The 16,821-nt window shown below is 73.2% G+C and carries 15 protein-coding genes and 1 pseudogene; 5 read left to right on the forward strand and 11 right to left on the reverse strand.

What is annotated here, in order from left to right:
* Positions 1 to 331: 331 nt before the first annotated feature.
* Positions 332 to 745: pseudogene (gene trxA, locus IG02_RS0108370) on the reverse strand (thioredoxin); the annotation flags it as partial.
* Positions 746 to 910: 165 nt separating this feature from the next.
* Between trxA and IG02_RS0108375 the strand changes: the two are divergent.
* The 3 genes from IG02_RS0108375 (at position 911) to IG02_RS0108385 (ending at position 3,941) form a co-directional block, all read left to right on the forward strand.
* Positions 911 to 2,341 (forward strand): dihydrolipoyl dehydrogenase family protein, encoded by a 1,431-nt coding sequence (locus tag IG02_RS0108375; RefSeq protein ID WP_030743698.1) that lies wholly within the window; start codon positions 911 to 913, stop codon positions 2,339 to 2,341.
* Between the two features lie 90 nt (positions 2,342 to 2,431).
* The gene (locus IG02_RS0108380; RefSeq protein ID WP_030743701.1) at positions 2,432 to 3,382 is read left to right on the forward strand and encodes a LysR family transcriptional regulator; all 951 of its coding nucleotides are present in this window, start codon (positions 2,432 to 2,434) and stop codon (positions 3,380 to 3,382) included.
* A 142-nt stretch (positions 3,383 to 3,524) separates the two neighbouring features.
* Positions 3,525 to 3,941: a DUF6221 family protein gene (locus IG02_RS0108385; protein WP_030743703.1), complete on the forward strand. Its 417-nt coding sequence runs from the start codon at positions 3,525 to 3,527 to the stop codon at positions 3,939 to 3,941.
* 60 nt (positions 3,942 to 4,001) lie between these two features.
* On the opposite strand, the gene IG02_RS0108390 is transcribed toward IG02_RS0108385, so the two are convergent.
* The 3 genes from IG02_RS0108390 to IG02_RS0108400 all read right to left on the reverse strand — a co-directional run bounded on the left by IG02_RS0108390 (position 4,002) and on the right by IG02_RS0108400 (position 7,658).
* The gene (locus tag IG02_RS0108390) at positions 4,002 to 5,408 is read right to left on the reverse strand and encodes a glycosyltransferase (RefSeq protein WP_063756740.1); all 1,407 of its coding nucleotides are present in this window, start codon (positions 5,406 to 5,408) and stop codon (positions 4,002 to 4,004) included.
* 373 nt (positions 5,409 to 5,781) lie between these two features.
* The gene (locus IG02_RS0108395) at positions 5,782 to 7,062 is read right to left on the reverse strand and encodes a YeeE/YedE family protein (protein WP_030743708.1); all 1,281 of its coding nucleotides are present in this window, start codon (positions 7,060 to 7,062) and stop codon (positions 5,782 to 5,784) included.
* 206 nt (positions 7,063 to 7,268) lie between these two features.
* Positions 7,269 to 7,658 carry a DUF488 domain-containing protein gene (locus IG02_RS0108400; RefSeq protein WP_051764665.1) on the reverse strand — a complete coding sequence of 130 codons (390 nt, stop codon included), beginning with the start codon at positions 7,656 to 7,658 and terminating at the stop codon, positions 7,269 to 7,271.
* Positions 7,659 to 7,793: 135 nt separating this feature from the next.
* Here IG02_RS0108400 and IG02_RS0108405 point away from each other — a divergent pair, with 135 nt between their 5' ends.
* A complete protein-coding gene (locus IG02_RS0108405) occupies positions 7,794 to 8,201 on the forward strand; it encodes an ArsR/SmtB family transcription factor (protein ID WP_030743715.1) in 408 nt (135 codons plus the stop codon).
* Positions 8,202 to 8,350: 149 nt separating this feature from the next.
* Here IG02_RS0108405 and IG02_RS0108410 read toward each other — a convergent pair whose 3' ends face one another.
* The gene (locus tag IG02_RS0108410; protein ID WP_051764667.1) at positions 8,351 to 8,842 is read right to left on the reverse strand and encodes a hypothetical protein; all 492 of its coding nucleotides are present in this window, start codon (positions 8,840 to 8,842) and stop codon (positions 8,351 to 8,353) included.
* Between the two features lie 128 nt (positions 8,843 to 8,970).
* The gene (locus IG02_RS38190) at positions 8,971 to 9,567 is read right to left on the reverse strand and encodes a hypothetical protein (RefSeq protein ID WP_030743721.1); all 597 of its coding nucleotides are present in this window, start codon (positions 9,565 to 9,567) and stop codon (positions 8,971 to 8,973) included.
* A 376-nt stretch (positions 9,568 to 9,943) separates the two neighbouring features.
* Here IG02_RS38190 and IG02_RS0108420 point away from each other — a divergent pair, with 376 nt between their 5' ends.
* Positions 9,944 to 11,332 (forward strand): LCP family protein, encoded by a 1,389-nt coding sequence (locus IG02_RS0108420; protein ID WP_324604722.1) that lies wholly within the window; start codon positions 9,944 to 9,946, stop codon positions 11,330 to 11,332.
* Between the two features lie 105 nt (positions 11,333 to 11,437).
* Here the strand turns inward: IG02_RS0108420 and IG02_RS0108425 are convergent, their stop codons facing one another.
* The 5 genes from IG02_RS0108425 to IG02_RS0108445 form a co-directional block, all read right to left on the reverse strand.
* Positions 11,438 to 12,163, reverse strand: coding sequence for a hypothetical protein (locus tag IG02_RS0108425; RefSeq protein ID WP_158712262.1), 726 nt, complete (start codon positions 12,161 to 12,163; stop codon positions 11,438 to 11,440).
* A 489-nt stretch (positions 12,164 to 12,652) separates the two neighbouring features.
* Positions 12,653 to 13,405: an amino acid ABC transporter ATP-binding protein gene (locus IG02_RS0108430; RefSeq protein WP_030743727.1), complete on the reverse strand. Its 753-nt coding sequence runs from the start codon at positions 13,403 to 13,405 to the stop codon at positions 12,653 to 12,655.
* Between the two features lie 237 nt (positions 13,406 to 13,642).
* Complete coding sequence (locus IG02_RS0108435; protein ID WP_051764705.1) at positions 13,643 to 14,548, reverse strand: ABC transporter substrate-binding protein; 906 nt, start codon at positions 14,546 to 14,548, stop codon at positions 13,643 to 13,645.
* Positions 14,549 to 14,612: 64 nt separating this feature from the next.
* Positions 14,613 to 15,239: a GNAT family N-acetyltransferase gene (locus IG02_RS0108440; protein WP_078854298.1), complete on the reverse strand. Its 627-nt coding sequence runs from the start codon at positions 15,237 to 15,239 to the stop codon at positions 14,613 to 14,615.
* Positions 15,236 to 16,372: an LLM class flavin-dependent oxidoreductase gene (locus IG02_RS0108445; RefSeq protein ID WP_030743737.1), complete on the reverse strand. Its 1,137-nt coding sequence runs from the start codon at positions 16,370 to 16,372 to the stop codon at positions 15,236 to 15,238. Before IG02_RS0108445 ends, IG02_RS0108440 begins: the two co-directional genes overlap by 4 nt.
* Positions 16,373 to 16,821 lie beyond the last annotated feature (449 nt).

Consider the following 16,821-nt stretch of genomic DNA (forward strand, 5'->3'; position numbering starts at 1 on the left):
CCCGGTCGGCACGGTGCCGTCGTCGGCCGGGGCGGCCCGGCCGGGGTGTCCCGTACGTCCAGGCTGCGCACGTCCGCCGGCGAGTGAGCCGAAGGGGCGCGGCCGCTGTCGAAAGGGAGGCTGTGGTCGATATGCGGCTCCGCCGCGTGGGCACAGGTTTGCGAGGAACGAGTAAACCGAGCACGGTCGACCGTCGACAGGGGCTGAGAGCGCCCCCGGAGGCGAACCGAGCCCCCCAAAAAAAGAGGGGGGACACGGCCAGGAGCCGACGCCGACGGTGTTCATGGCGTCGGCATCGCCCCGGCCGTGTCCGACGTTGCCGGGAGGGGCTTCAGGAAGCCGGAGGGTTCTCCGTGCCGCCCTGCGCGGCGGCCTGGGCCTCCGCCTCCGCCACCGACTTGCGGACCTCGTCCATGTCCAGCGCGCGGGCCTGGCCGATCACGTCCTCCAGGGCACTCTCGGGCAGCGCGCCCGGCTGGGCGAAGACGGCGACGTTCTCGCGCACGATCATCAGGGTCGGGATGGAACGGATGTCGAACGCGGCGGCGAGCTCCTGCTGCGCCTCCGTGTCCACCTTCGCGAAGACCAGGTCGTCGTGGCGCTCGGACGCCTCCTCGTAGACCGGGGCGAACTGCCGGCAAGGACCGCACCAGGAGGCCCAGAAGTCGATCAGAATGAAGTCGTTCTCCGACACTGTCCGGTCGAAGTTCTCCTTGGTGAGTTCCATCGTGGCCATAGCCTGTGGTGTCCCTTCCTGAGTTCCGTCATGCGCGCGATGTGCGCGATTCTCGTGGTTTCCGTGGGTTCGTCAACCGGGCGCCCGCGACAACCGTGCATACCGAGCCCGTATTCCTGGCCCCTTCCCGAAGATCGTGTGGCCATGCGGGACCGCCACCACCAGACTGACCCCATGACGGAAGCCATCGAGTACGACGTTGTGGTGCTGGGAGCGGGACCGGTCGGCGAGAACGTCGCAGACCGGGTGCGGGCGGCGGGGCTGAGTGCCGCCGTGGTGGAGAGCGAACTCGTCGGCGGCGAGTGCTCGTACTGGGCCTGCATGCCCAGCAAGGCGCTGCTCCGCCCGGCGATCGCCCATGCCGAGGCGCGCAGGACCGCGGGACTGCGCGACGCCGTCCGCGGGCCGCTGGACGCGCGGGCGGTGCTCGCCCACCGCGACGAGTTCACCTCCCAATGGAAGGACGACGGGCAGGTCGAGTGGCTGGAGAGCACCGGGGCCCGGCTGTACCGCGGGCACGGGCGGCTGGCCGGCCGGAAGAGGGTGACGGTCACCGGCCCCGACGGTGACGAACAGTCGCTGACCGCCCGGCACGCCGTCGCCGTGTGCACCGGCAGCCGCGCCGTCCTGCCCGACCTGCCCGGCCTCCCCGAGGCCCGGCCGTGGACGAGCCGGGAGGCGACCAGCTCGCGGCGGGTGCCCGGGCGGCTGGTGGTCGTCGGCGGCGGAGTGGTGGGCGTGGAGATGGCCACCGCCTGGCGCGCACTGGGCGCGGAGGTCACGCTGCTGATCCGCGGCGAGGGGCCGTTGCCGAGGATGGAGCCCTTCGCCGGTGAGCTGGTCGCGGACGCGCTGAAGGAGGCGGGCGCCACCGTCCGTACCCATGTCTCGGTCACCGCGGTGGAGCGCGACGGCGGGACGGGGCCGGTGACCGTGGTGCTCTCGGGCGGCGAACGCGTCGAGGCCGACGAGGTCCTCTTCGCCACCGGCCGTGCTCCGCGCACGGACGACGCCGGGCTGGAGTCGGTGGGCCTGGAACCGGGATCGTGGCTCACGGTCGACGACAGCTGCCTGGTCGAGGGCAGCGACTGGCTCTACGCGGTGGGCGACGTCAACCACCGCGCGCTCCTGACCCATCAGGGCAAGTACCAGGCCCGCATCGCCGGAGCCGCCATCACCGCCCGGGCCCAGCACGTGCCGCTGCTGGACTCAGGGCCCTGGGGCGCGCACGCCGCCACCGCGGACCACGCGGCCGTTCCCCAGGTCGTCTTCACCGCTCCCGAGGTGGCCGCGGTCGGGCTGACCCTCGCCCAGGCCGAGCGGGCGGGCCACCGGGTCCGCGCGGTGGACCAGGACCTGGGCGCGGTCGCGGGCGCGTCCCTCTACGCCGACGGCTACCGGGGCCGTGCCCGCATGGTGGTCGACCTGGACCGGAACGTTCTGCGCGGCGTCACCTTCGTGGGCCCGGGGGTCGGGGAGCTGCTGCACTCCGCGACGCTGGCGGTCGTCGGCGAGATCCCGATCGATCGCCTGTGGCACGCGGTCCCCTCGTACCCGACGATCAGCGAGGTGTGGCTGCGGCTGCTGGAGACGTACCGCGGCTAGGGCGTGTTGTCCACTGCCTGCTGCCCGGGCGTCGTCGCGGACAGACTCCGCCGCATTGCGGACGGGGGGCCTCACCGGTCAGGGTGAGCCATGCTGCTGCGCCAACTCGAATACCTGGTCGCTCTCGCCAGCGAGCGGCACTTCGGCCGGGCGGCCGATGCCTGCTTCGTGTCCCAGCCGTCGCTGTCCGCCGGGATACGCAAGCTGGAGCGCGAACTCGATGTGACGATCGTACGGCGGGGCCGGCGCTTCGAGGGGCTGACGCCGGAGGGGGAGCGCGTCCTGGTGTGGGCGCATCGCATGCTCGCCGAACGGGACGCGCTGCGCCAGGAACTCTCGGCGTTACGGGGCGGTCTGAGCGGCACCCTGCGACTGGGGGTCGTTCCGACCGCGCTGACCGCCATCTCGCTCGTGACCACCCCCTTCTGCGCCGAGCACCCACTGGTCCGGATCTGTCTGGAGTCGCTGCCCGCACACGAGATCGGCCGTCGGCTCGCCGCGTTCGAACTGGACGCGGCGGTCACGTACTTGGACGACACCGCGCCGCGCCGCACCCGCAGGCTGCCGCTGTACGAGGAGCGGTACCTGCTGCTCACGCCCGACGACGAGACGTTCACCGGGGCGCGGACGGTGAGTTGGGCGCGGGCGGCCGAACTGCCGCTGTGCCTGCTCGCCCCGTCGATGCGCAACCGGCGGGTCATGGACGAGTGCTTCGCGGCCGACGGCGTCGAGGCCAAGCCCGTCCTCGAATCGGACACCGTGGCAGGGCTCTACGCCCATCTGGGCGGCGGTTGGTCCGGTGTGATCGCTCAGGCGTGGCTGCACACGTTCGGGGTGCCGGCCGGTATGCGGGTGCTCCCGCTGGAAGGGCCGGTACGAGGCCCCCGCGTAGGGCTCGCCGTCGCCGCCCACGACCCGGCCCCGGCACTGGTCCGGGCATTGTGGGACATCGCCCGCCGGACGCGGCTGCGGGACGTCCTGGACGATCTGCTGGAGTCCCATCTGGTGCCGTACCGGCGGACCGGCCGACCGGGGCCGTGAGCGCTCCCGGGGGACCCGTGGCCGGGGCGGACGACGCGCGCGCCGGGCGCTAGAGTGTGGGTACTCCGTGGCAGGGAACCGGTCCGGTACGTTGCCCTTCTTCCCCCGTTCGACCTCGTGACGGCAAAGGACCGGAACACGCATGACAGTCAACGTCGACCTCCTCGCCTTCGTCCGGGCGCGCCTGACCGAGGAGGAGGACGTCGCGAAAGCGGCCGGCGGCGACACCTGGCGCTGCCCGATCGACCAGCCCGGCGAAGTGCACGACCGGGCCGGCGGAATCGCGTTCGTCGTGCGGACGCACGGTTACGACCAGCACATGGCCCGCCAGGACCCGGCTTCCACGCTGCGCCGTGTCGATACGAACAGGGTGCTCCTCGACGAGTACGAGGAGGTCGCCGACCTGGACACCGACCGCCCGGCGAGCGACTTCGCCTCGGGCCGCGCGGTCGGACTCGGCTTCGCCGTCCGGCAGTTGGCGGCCGAATACGCGGGGCACCCCGACTACCAGGTGAGATGGCTCCCGCGCTTCTCCTACTGGGACCCGTCCTCGGCCTGAGGCCAGTGCCCCTCCCGGCCACGGCCGCCCCGCCGCGGCGGCCGGCACACGTTTCCCCGGCTACCGCCGGGAGGTGCCCCCGCGCGGCACCGCGGTGACATCGGCCGCCGCCCGGCGGGCGCCCCTCGACGGGCGAACCTTGCCGGTCGCGGCACTGGTCCGGGGTGCTCGGACCGCGGCCCGGGCGCAGAGCTCCGCCAGGTCGGCCGGGCTCCGCCCGATGTCCGGCAGCGCCAGCGTGGCCAGCCGCGCCCTGCGGCACCGGGCGGCGACCTCGCGGTCGGCGAGGAGGTCCGCGCACACCTCGGCCAGCGCCCGCGGTTCCAGGTCCGTCAGATGCCGCCCCAGGCCCAGCTCCACCACCCGGCGCGCGTTGAGCGGCTGATCGCCGAAGTGCGGCGCCACCACCATCGGGGTGCCGGTGCGCACCGCCTCCCGGACGCTGTTGTAGCCGCCGTGCGTGACGAAGAGATCGGCGCACTCCAGCAGCAGCGGCTGCGCCAGGGAGTCGGTGAGACGGACGTTCGGCCCCGGCTCGACCCCGTCGCACGCGATGCCCGACGTCGCCACGACGGCGACGCACTCCAGCCGGGACAGCCCCGCGACGATCGCCCGCAGCACCTCGGACGGGTCACTCACCCCGTGCGGCAGGGACGCGCCCTCGGGCAGCAACCCGCGGAGCATCGGCAGCGCCGTGCCCATGGCGGCGAAGACCAGGGGCCGGTCCGTGGGCAGCCGCGCCACCCACTCCGGCAGACCCGCGGTGCGGTCGACCGCGGTGGTCTGGCGGTAGGCCAGGACCGTGGCGGGAAACCGGGCGAACGAGTGGTCGCGGGGCAGGTAGTCGAACCGGCCGTGCGGGTGGAGCGAGGCGGGATCCTCCCGCACAGGCAGCCCCAGCGACTCCCGGAGCCGGTTGAGCCCCGGCAGCAGCAGCGCGGGATCGACCGTGTTGACGAAGCCGGAGGGGATCGGCAGGTGCGGAACTTCCAGCTGCTCGGCGAGCAGGCAGGCCCCCAGGTCCATGCCGTCCCGGACGATCACGTCCGGCGCCATGTCGCGGGCCAGGGGGCGCAGGGCGCGGTGGCCTTCGAGCGCGTGGGAGCCGGTGAGCCGCGCGACGAGCTTGCGCATGTCCGGCCCCAGGCCGTCCGTGTCCCCGTCGCCCGCGTCCTCGTCGCCCCCGACACCGGTGCCCGGGTCGCCGGGGACGCGGACGGCCCGGTCCGCGTCGCGGGGGCCGGCCGAGGCAGTGGTACGGGCCGGGTCCCGCCCGTCGGCGCCCCCGGAGGGGACCAGGGGTGGCAGACACGACACGACGGTGACGTCGTCGTCGGCGAACACGGGCGCCACGGCCGCCGTCGACGCGACCGTGACCTCGTGTCCGGCGGCGGCCAGCGCACGCGCCAGCGGCAGCAGGGCCCTCCCGTGCGACGGGGACCCGGTCGCGGTGCACAGGACACGCATGCGGTTACTCTCCATGCTCGGTGACGGGCTCCCAGGACCTGGTCGGCCCCGGTACGGACCGAGGCTGCCCCGCCGCACCGGGTTCGACCACCGGCCAACGCCCCAAACCACCCGCACCGGTGAGCGTGCCCCGCGCTCACCCGACCGTGTCGAACGGCTTGCCGACCGGCCGAGGGCACGGGCGCGCCGACCGGGCGCCACGGCGCGCGGTCCCGTACGGGCGGGATCGCGTACGGGCGGGATCGCGTTCGCGCGGCTCCCCGTACACGGAGGGCCCGTACGGCGTCGAGCCCGGCCCGGGACACCGGACCGGGCTCGACACCCCAGGCGCGCTCTGCGGCGACGGTGCGGTCGTCGCCGGCGCGACGCCCGCTCAGCAGATGCCGTCCCCCGGCTTGGGGTTGCCCAGGCCGAACAGGGGACGCAGCTTCAGCCCGGCCCAGGTGCCCACGATCGCGACCGCGCCCCAGATCCAGCCGTGCAGACTGCCCGAGGCGATGCCCGCCAGATACGCGCCGATGTTGCAGCCGCCCGCCAGCCGCGCGCCGATACCCATCAGCACACCGCCCAGCACCGCGGCCACGGCGGTGCGCCACGGCACACCGCGGTGCAGCGTCCAGGTGCCGCCGAGCGCCGCCGCCACCGCCGCGCCGATCATGATGCCGATGTCGGTGAGGCTGTTCTTGTCGGCGAGCACCGGACCCGAGAGCATCGTCGCGTTCCCCGGCTGCTGCCAGAACGTCCAGGTCTCCGGGTGCCCACCGAGCGCCCGGACCAGCTCCGCGCCCCAGAGGCTGAACGCGCTGGTGACGCCCCACGCCCCGCCCGAGACCAGCAGCACCCCGGCGCCGAGCACCGCCAGGGCCAGGGCCCCGGCGGCCAGCGGCCAGGAGCCGCGCAGCACGCGGGCGGCCGCACCGCGCGCGGACGGCACCGGACCGGTGGGCGGCGGGTTGCGGCGGGCCTGGACACGACGCGACACCAGGACGATCACGGCGAGTGCGGCGATGGTCACCGCCCAGGACCCGAACCAGCCGATGTGGTCGGACATGACGACCGGCTCCAGCGCGGGCAGGTCCTTCCAGAGGTCGAACTGCCAGGCGGCGAGCGTCGCGCCCGCGATGAAACCGCCCAGGGTGAGCACGATCGACGACTGCCCGGACCCGACCGCGAACAGTGTGCCCGAGGCGCAGGCGCCGCCGAGCTGCATGCCCACGGCGAACAGGAACGAGCCGACGAGCAGCCCCACACCCAGCGTCCCGGCCGACGGCGCGGGTACCGAGCCGAACAGTCCGGTGCCCGTGCCGATCACCAGGGCGAACAGGGTCGCCGTGGCCCCCAGCAGCAGCGCGTGGGCACGCAGTCCGGAGCCGTTGCCGACGGCGACGAGCTGTCGCCAGGCGGAGGTGAAGCCGAAGCGGGAGTGGAACAGGGCCACGCCCAGACCGAGCCCCAGCAGCAGGAGCACTCCCGGCTTGGCCCCGTGCGCCGACCAGACATAGCCGGTCAGCGCGACCGCGAGCAGCGCGGAGACGACGAGAGGGACCCGGCGCACGGGTGGCGCCGGGGGCGCCGCCGGGCGGGGCGAGGAGGTGGGGGAGGGGGCGAGAAGGGGAACGGGCCTGGCCGCCTCGCGGGGCGGTGCGGTGGTCATGGAGACTCCGGGGGGACGGGGACGGCGCGAGGTCGGCCCCCTGGAGAGGCGCCGACCGGGACGCACAACGCACTACCGGCCTCGACGATTCCCGTCGTCCGGCGTGTCTCACGGACTTCTCGCATGCTGAGACGCGCGTCCCGGACGCACGACCGGCCCACCCGCGTGCACCACACGACGCCCACCGTGTCGGCGCCGTACGGGCCTCAGCGTGTCCGCCGTCCCCGTCGGGCGCCTCGCTCGCGCAGGTGCCGGGCCAGGGTCGGCACATGGCTGTGCTCCACGTCCTTCACCGACGTGACGAGCGTGACCGGACGGTCCGCGGCGATCTCGAGCAGGTGGTCCACGGCCTCCCGGCGCTCGGCACCGTCGAGTTCGTGCTCGTACCGTGAGGCGAATTCCTCGTACCGCGAGGCGTCCTGGTGGTACCAGGAGCGCAGCTCCGACGACGGCGCGACGTCCTTGAGCCACTCGTCGACGCCCGCGCGCTCCTTGGAGACGCCCCGCGGCCACAGGCGGTCCACGAGGACGCGGGTGTGGCCGGCGTCCGCCGAGGGGTCGTCGTCGTACACCCTTCGTACCGTGAAGGCGTCCATCGCGCTCTCCTCTCTCCGGACGGGTACCCGCTTCTCTCAGCGTCGAGCGGCGGCTCGCACGGCGCAACGCGCGCGACGGCGGACGACACGCGTATAAATGAATATGTATTCATCTGTCATCGGTAGGATGGTCCCATGGGTCATGGAGCCGCCGCCAACCACGCCGCCACCACACGCGAACGCCTGGACGCCGTGGGAACCGCTGATGTCGCCGCCACCCTCCAGGCACTGGCCACCCCCTCCCGGCTGCGGATCCTCGCCCGCCTCCAGGAAGGGCCGTGCTCGGTGGGGGACCTGGCCGAAGCCGTCGGCATGGAACAGTCCGCTTGCTCGCACCAGCTGCGCCTGCTGCGCAACCTCGGACTGGTGGCCGGGGAGCGGCACGGGCGCTCGATCGTCTACGCCCTGTACGACCACCATGTCGCCGAGCTGCTCGACCAGGCGCTGTTCCATGTCGAGCACCTGCGCCTGGGGCTGCGTGACGCCGTGCCGGAGGAGGACCGGGAACTCGCGGCGGAAGCGACGGCCGATGCGCCGGCGTGACCGGGACCGGAGTCGGCGTGCCTGCGTGACCGGCCCGGCACGGGCGCGTCGGCGTGTCGACGTGACGGGGGCGTGACCGCGAACCGGCCGCGTTCTGACCGGTCCTGGCCGTGGCTCGGCCGGCACCGGAGCGCTCGACAGGCCGTCGGTCAGTGCGCGCGACCGCGTCGGCGGCGGCTCCCGGGCCACCCGCCGCCACCGCCGTGATCACGGTCGTACGTGAGCAGCAGGAAGACCGTGGCGACGACGGCGACCGCCTGCGCGAGGACGGCGAGTTGTTTCTCGCCGTACCAGACGGGTTCGTACATGTCGGGGAAAGGGCCCGCCGCACCCAGGTCGGCGTAGCGGTAGACGAGCAGGAGCGCCAGCCCTCCGGTGGCGACGGCCCAGGCGAAGAGATCGCCGAGCGGCCGGTGCCAGAGCAGTACCGTGAGCGCCGCGAGCGCCGCCAGAGCGGCCTCGATCCGGAACAGCGTGCCCTGGCTGACGCTCGCGGACACGGCGTCGTACCGGTCGGCGAGTTGGGCGTGGACATAGGCGTCCCCCGCGAGGCCGGCGGCGGCCAGCAGCCGGGCCGCCCCTCTGAGGAGCCGGAGGGGCCGCCCGCGACGCGCGGGCGGGACGGAAGGGTCCGATGACATCGCTTCTCCTGTCACGCTCTCACGCTGTCGCGCCGGGCCGGGCCGGGCCGGGAACGAGGACGGGGCGGGGCCGGCCACGAGGACGGGGCGGGGCCGGACGTGGGTGCGGTACGGGCCGGCGGCCGGGATCAGTAGTAGTCGCCGGAGTTGGGCTGAGGCGTGCTGTTCTTCGCCCCGTCGGGGGTGAGGATGTACCAGTGGGCGTCGAAGTCGGTGTGGCCCTGACCATTGGTCTGGCCCGCCTTGCTGTCGCCGCTGTACGTGTACAGGGGGTGCCCGTTGTAGGTGACCTGCTTCTTGCCGTCGCCCCGGGTGAGAGTGGACAACAGCCGCCGCTCCACACCACCGGTGCCCGTCTTCGGCCCCTCGGTGACGATGAAGGGCGGCCAGGTCTTGGCGCAGGTCCCCGTGCAGGTGGAGACGTTCTTCCCGTCGGCCTCGAACAGGTAGAGCGTACGGCCCTTGCCGTTGACGAGGACCGGGCCGAGCGTGGTGGTCGCCACCGACACCCTGCCCACCTCCACGGCGGGAGCCGCCGAACGCCCCGCGCCCGTCGGCGCGGACGGCGAAGCCGGAGCGCTGGCCGAGCCGGTCGCGGCACCGGCGGGTGCCTCGGACGCCGCGCGACCCGCTCCGGCCCCACCGCCGCCCGCGCATCCCGCGACGGCCGCGGCGCACAGTATCGCCGTGGTCACGGCGGTGTTCGTACCGACGGTGCTCCTCATCGAGGCTCCTCAGCTCCGGCCGTCCTGGGGCCTGCTCCCACCGGACAGGCACCGGCCGACGGCGCTCCGACCGTCCCACCCGCACCACCACTACACGACACGCCCCAGGGCCGGGCCACCGGACAGGGCCGTCCGATGGACGCCGACCGCACCTCACCCGACCGCGTCCGTCCCATCCACCAGGCTCACCGCTTCCGTCGCATCCGTGCGGCCGGGCCGGTGCCGCCATGGCCGTGCGGACCCGACCGGTATCGCCATGACGACAAAGTCACCCGTGCCCCGTGGGCCGTGTCTGCTGTTCACTCTGTGGGACGCCGGCGGCCCGGGACCGGCCGTCCCTTCCGAGGGAGCGGGTCGCGGTGAGGAGCATGACGCGGTGAAGGCGAGCGCGACAAGGCAGGCGGTCCTGACGGCATCACTCCTGCGGGGCGGTGTCCGGCGACGGCCTCCGCACCGGCGGATCGGTCTGTGGATCGCCATGGCGGCAGCCGTCCTGGTCCTCGGCGCGGCCGGGACCGGCGGCTGGTTCTACGGCGAGCTCAGCGGCAACATCCGCGGTGCCGGCGTCGGCGACGCGCTCGGTGACGACCGGCCCAGGGCCGTCGGCGGAGGGGCGAACATCCTGGTCATCGGCTCCGACAGCCGGGCGGGACTGGGCGGTTCCTACGGCGGCGAACTGGCCACCACACAGTCCGACACCCTGATGCTCGTGCATCTCTCCGGCAGCGGTGAATGGGCCACGGTGGTGTCCTTCCCCCGCGACTCCTGGGTACGGATCCCGGCCTGTGCCCGGGGCGACGGCACCACCTCCACCCCTCATGACTTCAAGATCAACGCGGCGTTCGCGATCGGCGGGGCCACCGGGGACACCGCGAAGGCGGCCGCCTGTGCGATCAGGACGGTGGAACGGAACGCGGGCGTCCGCGTCGACCACTTCGTGATCGTGGACTTCCGAGGGTTCACCGGAATGGTCAACGCCCTGGACGGGGTGGAGGTCTGTCCCAGGCGGCCGATCCACGACCGCAAGGCCCGCCTGGACCTCCCCGCGGGGTGCCGGACGGTCCGCGACCGCGAGGCGCTCGGGTACGTACGGGCCCGCTACAGCATGGGCGACGGCACGGACCTCGGCCGGATCGGACGCCAGCAGGAGTTCATGCGGGCCCTCCTCGCCAAGGCCGGATCCCGGCTGTACGACCCCGAGTCCCTGTACGGCTTCCTCGACTCGGCCACCCGCTCCCTGACCACCGACCCGGGTCTGGCCGGGCTGAAGCCCCTCTACGAACTGGCCTCCGAGGTACGGGACGTGCCCGCCGACCGCATCGCCTTCCTGACCGTCCCCAACCACCCACGGGCCCGGGACGTCCCCGGTGACACGGCCAACGTCGTCTGGCACGAGCCCGCCGCCGGGGAGCTGTTCGCCGCCCTCGGACAGGACCGGGAGATGACCCGGGACCGGCTGAAGAAGGCGGCCGGTCGGCCGGCCCCGGACCCCGTCCCGGTGACCGTCCTCAACGGCACCGACACCCCGGGCAGGGCCCGTGAACTCGCGGGCCGGCTCGGCGCACTCGGCTTCCGGGTCACCGCCACCGGCAACGCCCCCGCACCGGCCGGGCGCAGCACCCTCACCTACCCCGAGGGGCTCGCGGCGGGGGCCCGTGCCCTCGCCACTTACCTCCCGGGGCTGGATCCGGCTCCGGCGGCCGGGGCCGCGTCCGGCGCGGTCACCCTCACCATCGGTCCCGACCTGCCCGACCTCACCGGCTGAGCCGCGGCGGAGCGACCACCAGGCGTGGCCCCGGTACCGAGTCCGGCTATCGCACCGGGCACGGCTCTGGCATCGAGCACGGCTCCCGGACCGCGCAGCGTCCTGTCATGGCGTACGGCCCCGGGACAGCCGCGGTATCAGGCGCGCGGGAACCGATCCGGCGCGTCGCCGGGGCGCGGACACCACAGGCGCGATGAGCAGGCGCCGGGCGATCGCGATGTCCAGGGCGGGCCGGTCGCCGCCGCGCATCAGCGCCACGTGCCCCAGCAGCGGGCCGAGTTCGAGCGGCAGGGGCACCCCGTCCGCCCGTAGCCACGCCAGCCATCGGATGACCCGGGCGGCGGTGGCGGCGTCCCGGCGAAGCACGGCGCGGGTGGCCCCGCGCGCCAGCTCCAGCGCCGACGCGCGGGCCGCGTCGTGCACGGGGCCGTCGAGGCCTGGCAGGGCCAGGGGTGCCAGCCGGCTCATCATGACCGACCACACGGCCCAGCCCGTGCCGCTCGCCGCGGCGGGTGCCGCGGCGAGCGGGCCCGCGGGCCGCGGCACCCGCAGGGACGCCGAGGCGGTGGCGGCGACGACGGCCAGCGAGGTCAGGGTGCCCCAGTCGTGCCAGGCCGACAGCCACGGCTCCTCCGGGCCCGTCGGCGGAGCGGGCGGGGCGGTACGGGGCAGCGGCAGGACGGTGAAGGCCCGGATGACGGCCTCCGCGTCCCTGGCGTGGAACGCCGCGTTCGTCAGCAGCGCGGGCGCGACGACATCGGCGCCCAGGATCCGTATGGCGGCCAGGGCGGCGTCGGGGTCACGTGCCCGCTCGACGTGCTCCGCGACCACGGCCGTGCCACCCGCGCCGCGCAGGGACAGGAGGACCCGTCGGGTCAGACAGGCAGCCGACGAGTGGTGGGGTACCGGCGGACAGGCGCGGTTCACGGCCGTGGCCGTTCTCGGCGCGGATCACCCAACGCGGTCACGAATATTCGGGTGGGTATTCGACTGACGAGTTGAGAAGGCACGGTGGGCTCCTCATGTGGTCACCATCGCCCGGCGAAGTGAGGTGTGCGGGCTGTGGCACGACTCTAATGCGCGTACGGCACTCCGGCCCATCGACGGGGGGACGGGCCGCCCGTTCGGAGGCACGGTGGCTCCTCGGCGGCGCGCGGCGGGGCGCGCGCCGGCGGTCCGGAGGCAGGACGGCCAGGGCGACCGCGGCGCGGGGCCGGATCACCCGCGCCGTATGGTCAGGGCAACCGCGGGCGGGCGCGCGCCGGGGGCCAGTGCGCGGCGGGGACCGCGGGTGGCGCGGTCGGTGGCCGGGCACCCGGGTCACAGGACCTTCGACAGGAACGCCTTCGTGCGCGCGTGCCGGGGGTTGTCGAGGATCCGCGCCGGCGGGCCCTGCTCGACGACGACTCCTTCGTCCATGAAGACGATGGTGTCGGCGACCTCGCGTGCGAAGCCGATCTCGTGGGTGACGACGATCATGGTGGTGCCACTGCGGGCGAGGTCCTTGATGACATCGAGGACCTCGCCCACCAGCTCCGGGTCCAGCGCGGATGTCGGCTCGTCGAAGAGCAGCACCTTGGGCTCCGGGGCGAGCGCCCGGGCGATGGCCACTCGCTGCTGCTGGCCGCCGGAGAGCCGGCGCGGGTAGACGTCCGCCTTGTCCGCGAGCCCCACCCGCTCCAGCAGCCGTCCGGCCTGTGCGACGGCGTCCTTGCGCGGCCTGCGCAGCGCGGACACCGGCGCCTCAATGATGTTCTCCAGCACGGTCAGATGCGGGAACAGATGGAAGTTCTGGAACACGAAGCCGATGTGGAGGCGCTGTTTGAGCACCTCCCGCTCCTTGAGCTCGTGCAGCTTGTCGCCCGACCTGCGGTAGCCGATCAGCTCGCCGTCGATGAGGACGTGTCCCCGGCTGAGGCGTTCCAGGTGGTTGATGGCGCGCAGCAGCGTCGACTTCCCCGAGCCGGAGGGTCCGAGCACGACGGTGACCTCACCGGCGCGGACCTGGAGGTCGACTCCGCGCAGCACCTCCAGCGTGCCGAAGTGTTTGTGGACGCCCCGGATGTCGACCATCGGGCCGTCGCCCGTGGCGGGAGCGGTGAGGGGAGCGGTGGCGGGATCCGTGCTGGCATCCGTGCCGGCGTTCGTGTCAGCGCCCGCGATGGTGCGCGCGGTGGTGTGAGCGGTCATTCCGAGGTACCTCCGGTGGCGGCAGCGGCCCGCTTCCTGCGGGTGAAGGCCCGCGCGTCGACGGGGATGAATCCCGCCGCGCACGATCTCCGGGCGTACGCCGCCCGGGTCTCCCGCGGGCTACTTCCGCTCGGGCGGGCTGATGCGCGACTCCTCGACGGCGGAGTCCTTCGTCCCCCACTTGTCGAGGATCCGGTCGTACGTGCCGTCCTTGATCAGCTCGTTCACCGCCGCCTGGAACGCCTCGAGGAGCGGTGACCCCTTCTTGAACGCGAAGCCGACATCGAGCCGGTGGTACTCGTTCAGGAACCTGACCCCGGCCGCGGGCTGGGCCGCCTGGTAGCGCAACCCGTTGATGGTCGACATGACGACGTCGACCCGGTTCTGCTGGAGGCTGGTCAGCAGCGCCCCGTTGTCGGAGTAGACATTGACCCGGTACGGCTTCTCGCCGGCGTCGGTGCAGACCGCCTTGTTGGAGTTGAGAGTCGTCTCGAACGTCGTGCCCGCCCCCACTCCGACGGTCTTGCCGCACAACTGGTCGAGCCGGGTCACCTTGCCGAGGCTCTTGTCGTCCGCACGGACCGAGAAGCCCTGGCCGTCGTTGATGTAGGTGACGAAGTCGATCGTTTCGCGGCGTTCGTCGGTCACCCCGAAATTGCCGGTCCCCACGTCGAACTTGCCGCTGCCGAGCGCGGGCAGGATCGCCTCGAAGCTCGCCTCCTGACGCGTCAGCTCGATGCCCAGGACCTTGCCGACGGCGTCCGCGATGTCGATGTCCTGGCCCGCGGGGCGCTTGTTCGCCGCGCTCGGGTAGTACGCGTTGGGCGGGGAGCCGATGGAGGAGGCGAGCCGCAGCGTACCGCGCTCACGGACGTCCGCGGGCAGCAGCTCCGCCGCGGCCTCGTTCTTCTTCACCGCGGAGACGACGTCCTGCGAGGGAGTGGTTCCGGCGCCACCGGCCGTGTCGTCGCCCGCCGCGCCCGTGCCACAGCCCGCCAGCAACGGCAGGAGCAGCACCGCCGCCATGGCGGATCCCGCAGAGGAGACGCGGGAGCGGCGCCCGGGGGTCGTGATGAGGGTACGCACGGGGTCAGACCTTTCGTTCGACGGCGGTCGTCGTCGGGGCGGGAACGGGAGGTTCGGCGGCGACCGCGACGGGTGCGGGCGGTGCCGAGGGAGCATGAGGCGAGGAAGCGCGAGCAGAGGAGGGCGAGGAGAGCGGGAGGAGTGGGGGGAGTCGTTTCTCGAACGGGAGCGGGCCGATCGTCTCCGGGTCGGCGGCCGTGTCGAACAGCGGTGTGTATCCGGTGCTCAGATACAGTCCGCGGGCTTCCGGCTGGCGGGGCCCGGTGGTGAGGTACACGCGGTGGTAGCCCCGCTCGACGGCGACGCGCTCCAGCTCCAGGACGACCCGCCGGGCCAGCCCGCGTCTCCGGTGCGCCGAGTGCGTCCAGATCCGCTTCAACTCGGCGGTGGTGGCGTCGTACCGCCGGAACGCTCCGCCCGCGACCGGCTCGCCGCCCTCCAGCAACAGCAGCAGCGCACCGTGCGGCGGTTCGAACTCCTCGGTCGGGTAATGGGTCAGCTCGTAGTGCGCGTCCTTGCCGTACCGGGTGGAGTACTCGTGCCCCAGCTCGCGAAGCATCGGCTTCACCAGCGGATCGGTGATGGAGGTCGCCAGCCAGGTCGGCCCGCCGGGTTCGGCGACGGATGTCATCGGCCGGCCTCACTCGGTGTCCGCGCGCCGAGGGCCGAGCGCTCGGCGTCCCGCTTGGCGACCTCGTCGCGCACCAGCGGGATGACGTACCGGCCGAAGTCGACGGCGTCGCCCAACAGGTCGTATCCGCGGGCGGAGATGATGTCGACACCGAGGTCGTAGTAGTCCAGCAGTGCTCGGGCGACCGTCTCGGGCGTGCCCACCAGAGCGTTGGAGTTGCCCGCGCCACCGGTGGCGGCGGCGGTCGGGGTCCACAGCGCCCGGTCGAAGCGCTCGCCGGACCGCGCGATCGACAGCAGCCGTCGCGACCCGGTGTTCTCCGGCTCGCCCTCGCGGTGATGACGTACGACGGTCGCCTCGCCCTGTGCCCTGCGGGCCTTGATCGCGTCGACCGTCCGGTACGCCTTCTCCCAGGCGAGTTCCTCCGTGGGCGCGATGATCGGACGGAAGGCCACCTGGATACGGGGCGGCGTCGTACGGCCCGCCGCCCGCGCGGCCGCCTTCACCGCCTCGATCTGCTCCGCCGTCCGCTCCAGCGGCTCGCCCCACAGGCAGTAGATGTCGGCCACGGCGCCCCCGGCCGCGTAGGCCGCGGGCGAGGAACCGCCGAACGAGACATCGGGCCGGGGCTGCCGGACCGGGAAGACATCACTCACGAAGTCGTGGAACCGGTAGTGCTCGCCCTCGTGGTCGAACGGCTCGTGCGAGGTCCAGATCCGCTTGACGATCTCGATGTACTCACGGGTCCTGGCATACCGCTCGTCCTTGGTGAGCGTGTCCCCCTCGCGCCGTTGCTCATGGTCGTTGCCGCCGGTGATGAAGTGCACCGTGAGCCGGCCGTCGCTGATCCGGTCCAGCGTGGCGAAGGTCTTGGCCGCGAAGGTGGGGTACGACACGTTCGGCCGGTGGGCCAGCAGGATCCCCAGCCTGTCGAGCCGGGAAGCGATGTACGCGGCGGCCGGCGCGGGATCGGGCGAGCCGGAACCGTACGCGAACAGCACCCGGTCCCAGCCGTGGTCCTCGTGGGCGCGGGCGAGCCGCAGCGTGTACTCCTTGTCGAACGAGGCGCCGGAGCGCGGATGCGTCTCCGACCCGTCGTGGGTGGCGGCGATGCCGAGGAACTCCACAGGCATGACGGACCTTTCGCGCAGGAGCGAGCGAGCGGGGCGGGTGATGTGCCGTGCGCGGACAGGTGTGCCGAAGAACAACAGCGCACGGACAGGGCAGCGCACGGGCAGGGCAGCGCACGGGCAGGACAGCGCACGGGCAGGACAGCGCGAGAGCGTGAGGTGCCGCTGGTATGACGGTGATGACGGAGCGGGGTCGACGGACGCGCACAACGGCGGATGCCGATGTGCTGACGGGCTGTCAGGTGAACATCGGCGAACGCCGTCCCCGATCAGGCGGAGCCCGGCAGGGAACCGCGGGACGGAGAACGCCGTCGAGTCGCGTCGTACGTCGTCGGAAGGGAGAAGGACGGCAGCGCGCGCCCGGTGAAACGGGGTACTCGGCCCGCGACGGGGTCACCGAGGGAGGGAAGGGCCGGTCAGGCGGCCCGCTGCCGAGTCAGGCGCAACAAGAG

The organism is Streptomyces sp. NRRL F-5135 (genome assembly GCF_000719775.1).
In the GTDB taxonomy this organism is placed as follows: domain Bacteria; phylum Actinomycetota; class Actinomycetes; order Streptomycetales; family Streptomycetaceae; genus Streptomyces; species Streptomyces hebeiensis.